The following is a 5,020-nucleotide window of genomic DNA, read 5'->3' as shown; positions in this document are numbered from 1 at the left end:
CGCGGGTGGCACGTCGTCGCCGCCGACCTCAGCGCACCCCCGGGCGGCGCGGGGATCACGCCCGTGGCGGTCGACGTGACCGACTCCGTGTCGCTCCGGGCGCTCGCCGATCGGGTCCGCGCGGACCACGGCCGCCTGGACGCGGTGGTCACCTTCGCCGGGATCCTGGGGATCGGGCCGCTCGCCGAGACCGACCCCGAGCGGGTCCAGCAGGTGCTCGACGTGAACGTCATGGGGACCGTCCGCACCGTGCACGCGATGTTCGACCTGCTCCGCGCGAGTAGCGGACGGGTGGTCCTCATCAGCTCGGAGACCGGCCCCCAGCACGGGATGCCGATGAACGGCGCCTACGCCATGAGCAAGCACGCCGTCGAGGCCTACGGGGACTCCCTGCGGCGCGAGCTCATGTTCCTCGGCCTCGACGTGGTGCTCATCCAACCGGGCCCGTTCCGCACGGGGATGACCGCCTCGATCCGGCGGCGCTTCCAGGAGTCGACGCTCCCGGGCTCGCCCTTCGCCGCCATGGCCGCCGTGATGGGGGAGATGGCGGCGGGGGAGGACGACAAGGCCACCGATCCCCGGGTCCTGGCGGAGGCCGTCTGGACCGCCGGGACCACCGCCCGGCCCCGTCACCGCTACGCCGTGAAGTGGGACCTCGGCCGCAGACTCCTGGACCACCTCCCCGTCCCGGTGGTGGACAGGGCGCTCACGCTGGCACTGGGCGGCAGGATCAACGCCAAGCGGCTCGAACTGCGGCGCGAGGCGGCGGACACCCTCAGCGCCGCCGACGCGGAGGTGCGGCCGTGAGCAACCTCGACGCCCGTCCGGAGGAGATCGAGTGCGAGGCGGGCGGATCGCCCGGTGGACCCGAACCCGGGGGCGCCGCGGTGGAGATCATCACCTCCCGTGACGTCCCGCTCGGCGGGCCGCGGGCGATGACGGTCAGGCGGACGCTCCCGCAGCGACGGCGCTCCCTGATCGGCGCTTGGTGCTTCGTCGACCACTACGGGCCCGACGACGTCTCGGCCACCGGCGGGATGGACGTGCCGTCGCATCCGCACACCGGACTCCAGACCGTCAGCTGGCTCTTCGAGGGCAACGTGACCCACCACGACTCCGGTGACCACCACGCGGTGGTCCGGCCCGGCGAGGTCAACCTCATGACCTCCGGGGCGGGCATCTGCCACACCGAGGTGTCGACCCAGGACACGGGCGTGCTGCACGGGGTGCAACTGTGGACGGCGCTCCCCGAGAGGGACCGCGAGAACACCGGCCGCGGGTTCGAGCACCACGTTCCCGAGGCGGTGGAGTACGAGGGCGGATCCGCCCTGGTCTTCATCGGGTCGCTGCTGGGCTCGTCGTCGTCGGTCACCACGTTCACCCCCCTGCTCGGCGCGGAGCTCCGCCTGGACCCCGGCGCCCGGCTCACCCTCGACGTAGACCCGGAGTTCGAGCACGGGCTCCTGGTGGACGCCGGCGACATCACGCTCGAGGGAGTGACCGTCGAACCCGCCCAACTCGGCTACACGGGTGTCGGCGAGACCACCCTGACCATCGACAACACCGGATCCACCCCGGCGCGGATGATCCTCATCGGCGGCACCCCGTTCGGCGAGGAGATCGTGATGTGGTGGAACTTCATCGGCCGCAGCCACGAGGAGATCGTGCGCTACCGGCAGGAGTGGGAGGACGGCTCGGACCGCTTCGGTCGGGTCGACGGTTACATCGGACGGAACCCCGACGGGCTCATCCGCCTCCCCGCGCCCACCCTGCCCGGCAGCGTGCTCAGGCCGAGGGCGAACCCGGCCGCGCGGGCACAGGCCCGGGAGGAGGTCTGATCATGGGTGTCCCGAAGCTGGACCGTGCCCAGCGTGAGGTCTACAAACAGCTCGTCCGCACCGCCGTCGCCTCCCGCGAGGCGTCCACCGGGGCCGGGCTGGAAGAGACGCTGCTCGAGTTGGTCAACGTCCGGGTCTCCCAGCTCAACGGGTGCGCGGCCTGCCTGGCCACGCACGTGCCGGCCGCGCGGAAGGCGGGGGTCTCGCAGGGTCGCCTGGACCTGCTCCCGGCGTGGCGGGACATCGACGAGTTCGGCGATCCCGAACGGGCCGCTCTCCGTCTGGCGGAGACGCTCACGCGCCTGGACAGCGTCGACGAGCGCGGGGCGGCCACGGCCGCCGCCGCCGAGCACTTCGACGAGGACCAGCTCTCCGCGCTCGAGTGGTCGATCGTGTTGATCAACGCCTTCAACCGGGTCTCGATCGCCAGCGACCACCGGGTGCGCATCGAGGACTGATCCCGGGCCCGGGCGGGGTGCCGGGCCAGCGCCGGGAGCACGGGAGCCGCATCGGGACTACCGTGGGCGCTGTGAGCGAGAAGCCGGACGTCCAGACCCTCGGCGAACTGCGCGCCGCGGGGTACACCAGCCGCAGCCTGCGCGAGGAGATGCGCGAGAACCTCCTGGCGGGCCTGGCCGCGGGCCGCGATCCCTGGCCGGGGATGCACGGATTCGACTCCACGGTCATCCCGCAACTGGAGCGGGCGATCATCGCGGGCCACGACATCGTCCTGCTGGGCGAGCGCGGACAGGGCAAGACCCGCCTGCTGCGCACCCTGGTGGGACTGCTCGACGAGTGGTCGCCCGTCGTCGAGGGATCCGAGCTCGGGGAGGACCCGCTCGCGCCGATCACCACCGAGACGCGGGACCGGGTCACCAGGGAGGGGGACGCCCTGCCCATCGGCTGGCGACACCGGACCGAGCGGTACGTCGAGAAGCTCTCCACCCCGGACACCTCCGTGGCGGACATGATCGGCGACGTCGACCCCATGCGGGTGGCCGAGGGACGGCGCCTGGGCGACCCGGAGACCATCCACTACGGACTGGTGCCCCGCGCGAACCGCGGCATCGTGGCGCTCAACGAGCTCCCCGACCTGGCGGAGCGCATCCAGGTGGCCCTGCTCAACGTCATGGAGGAGCGGGACGTCCAGATCCGGGGTTACGTGCTCCGGTTGCCCCTCGACGTGCTGGTGGTGGCCTCGGCCAACCCGGAGGACTACACCAACCGCGGCCGGATCATCACCCCGCTCAAGGATCGTTTCGGCGCCGAGATCCGCACGCACTACCCGTTGGACCTGTCCGACGAGATCGAGGTCGTGCGGCAGGAGGCGGACCTCACGGCGGAGGTCCCGGACGCCCTGATGGAGCTGCTCGCCCGGTTCACCCGCGAACTGCGGACGTCGGACTCGGTCAACCAGGCCTCCGGCGTGTCCGCGCGCTTCGCGATAGCCGGCGCCGAGACCGTCGCGGCGGCGGCCAGGCGTCGCGCCGCCGTCCGCGGGACCGACGACCCCGGCGAGGCGGTGGCGAGGCTGGTCGACGTCGACGCCGCCGTGGACGTGCTCCGCGGGAAGATCGAGTTCGAGCCGGGGGAGGAGGGCCGCGAGCCGGAGATCCTCCGCTACCTCCTGCGCAGTGCCACCGTCGACGTGGTGCGCGAGATGTTCCGCGGTCTCGACCTGGCCCCGCTCGTGGAGGCGTTCGACGGCTCGGTGACCCTGACGACCGGCGCCAGCGTGACCGCGGCGGAGTTCCTCGAGGCCCTGCCCGAGCTCTCCGAGCCGGGCCTGTACGACCAGATCGCCGAACGCGCGGGAGCCACGACGGTGGGGCAGCGGGCCGGGGCGATCGAGTTCGCGCTGGAGGGGCTCTACCTCTCGCGGCGTCTGTCCAAGGAGACCGGGGACGGCGCCGCCGTCTACGGCTGACACCCCGCGGTGGCCGTACCCGCCGACCGGCCGATGAGGTCGACGGTGAGGGCCGGGACGCCGCCGGAGCAGGAGGTACGCGATGTCGCGAGATGAACCCCGCGCGCGGTACGGCCGCTACGTCGGCGGCCCCGACCCGCTCGCGCCCCCTCTCGATTTGTCCGAGGCGCTCGACGCGGTGTCCGACGGGGTGATGTCCGGATACTCGCCCGAGCAGTCGATGCGCGAGTTCCTGCGTCGGGGCGGACGAGGCCAGACCGGTCTCGACGACCTGGCCGGCAGGGTGCAGCGCCGTCGCCGTGAACTGCTCGAGCGAGGCCACCTGGGCGGGACCCTGGAGGAGGTGTCCGAGCTCCTGGACAAGGCCCTACTGGCCGAGCGCGGGCAGCTCGCCCGGGACACACAGATGGACCCGATGGATCGCACCCTGCGCGAGATGACGATCGAGAACCTCCCGGACTCCCCGGCCGCGGCGGTCGGCGAGCTGGCCGACTACGACTGGGCCTCCACCGATGCCCGCGAGGCCTACCGCCGGATCCAGGACCTCCTCGGGGCGGAGGCGCTCGAGTCGCGGTTCGCCGGCATGAAACAGGCCCTGGAGAACGCGACCGACGACGACCGGGCGGCGGTGTCGGAGATGCTCGCCGACCTCACCGACCTGCTCGACAAGCACGCTCGGGGGCAGGACACCCCCGAGGACTTCGAGCGCTTCATGGACAAGCACTCCGACTCCTTCCCGGAGCAACCCGCCGACATCGACGAGCTCATCGACGTCCTGGCCAGGCGCGCGGCGGCCGCGCAACGCATGATGCGGTCGATGACGCCGGAGCAGCGGGAGGAGCTGATGGCGCTCTCGCAGCAGGCGTTCGGCTCGCCGGAACTCATGGAGCAGCTCGGGCGCCTCGACGGCCTGCTCCAGTCGCTCCGGCCCGGCGAGGACTGGGACGGCTCCGCGGACTTCTCCGGCGAGGAGGGGCTGGGATTCTCCGAGGGCGCGGCGGCCATGGCCGAACTCGGCGACCTGGACCGTCTCGCCGAGCAGCTGGCGCGGGGCGGTGAGGGCTCGCCCCTGTCCGAACTGGACCTCGAGGCCGTGGCCCGTCACCTCGGTGGCGAGGCCGCCGTCTCCCTGCGCACGCTGGCGCGGCTCGAGCAGTCGATGCGCGAGTCGGGGTACCTGAGCAGGCGCCCCGACGGCGACCTGAGGCTGTCCCCGGCCGCCCTGCGCAAGCTCGGCGGTTCCCTCCTGCGCGAC

Annotated in this window: 4 protein-coding genes and 1 pseudogene; all 5 read left to right on the top strand. The window is 72.5% G+C overall.

All coding sequences use genetic code 11. The features are described 5' to 3' along the window. Window positions 1-807 (top strand): SDR family NAD(P)-dependent oxidoreductase (locus tag G6028_RS10010; protein WP_182658770.1); only part of this gene is annotated, 807 nt, incomplete at its 5' end. Next, complete coding sequence (locus tag G6028_RS10005; RefSeq protein ID WP_182658769.1) at window positions 804-1,838, top strand: pirin family protein; 1,035 nt, start codon at window positions 804-806, stop codon at window positions 1,836-1,838. The genes G6028_RS10010 and G6028_RS10005, both read left to right, overlap by 4 nt. A 2-nt stretch (window positions 1,839-1,840) precedes the next feature. Next, the gene (locus G6028_RS10000) at window positions 1,841-2,296 is read left to right on the top strand and encodes a carboxymuconolactone decarboxylase family protein (protein ID WP_182658768.1); all 456 of its coding nucleotides are present in this window, start codon (window positions 1,841-1,843) and stop codon (window positions 2,294-2,296) included. Window positions 2,297-2,367: 71 nt separating this feature from the next. Further along, a complete protein-coding gene (locus tag G6028_RS09995) occupies window positions 2,368-3,765 on the top strand; it encodes a sigma 54-interacting transcriptional regulator (protein ID WP_179525956.1) in 1,398 nt (465 codons plus the stop codon). An 82-nt stretch (window positions 3,766-3,847) separates the two neighbouring features. Continuing rightward, a pseudogene (locus G6028_RS09990) lies at window positions 3,848-5,020 on the top strand (hypothetical protein); the annotation flags it as partial.

This window comes from Dietzia cercidiphylli (assembly GCF_014145145.1).
Taxonomy (GTDB): domain Bacteria; phylum Actinomycetota; class Actinomycetes; order Mycobacteriales; family Mycobacteriaceae; genus Dietzia; species Dietzia natronolimnaea.
The sequence above is the reverse complement of the archived record's forward strand: the minus strand, read 5'-3'. Positions and strand labels throughout refer to the sequence as shown.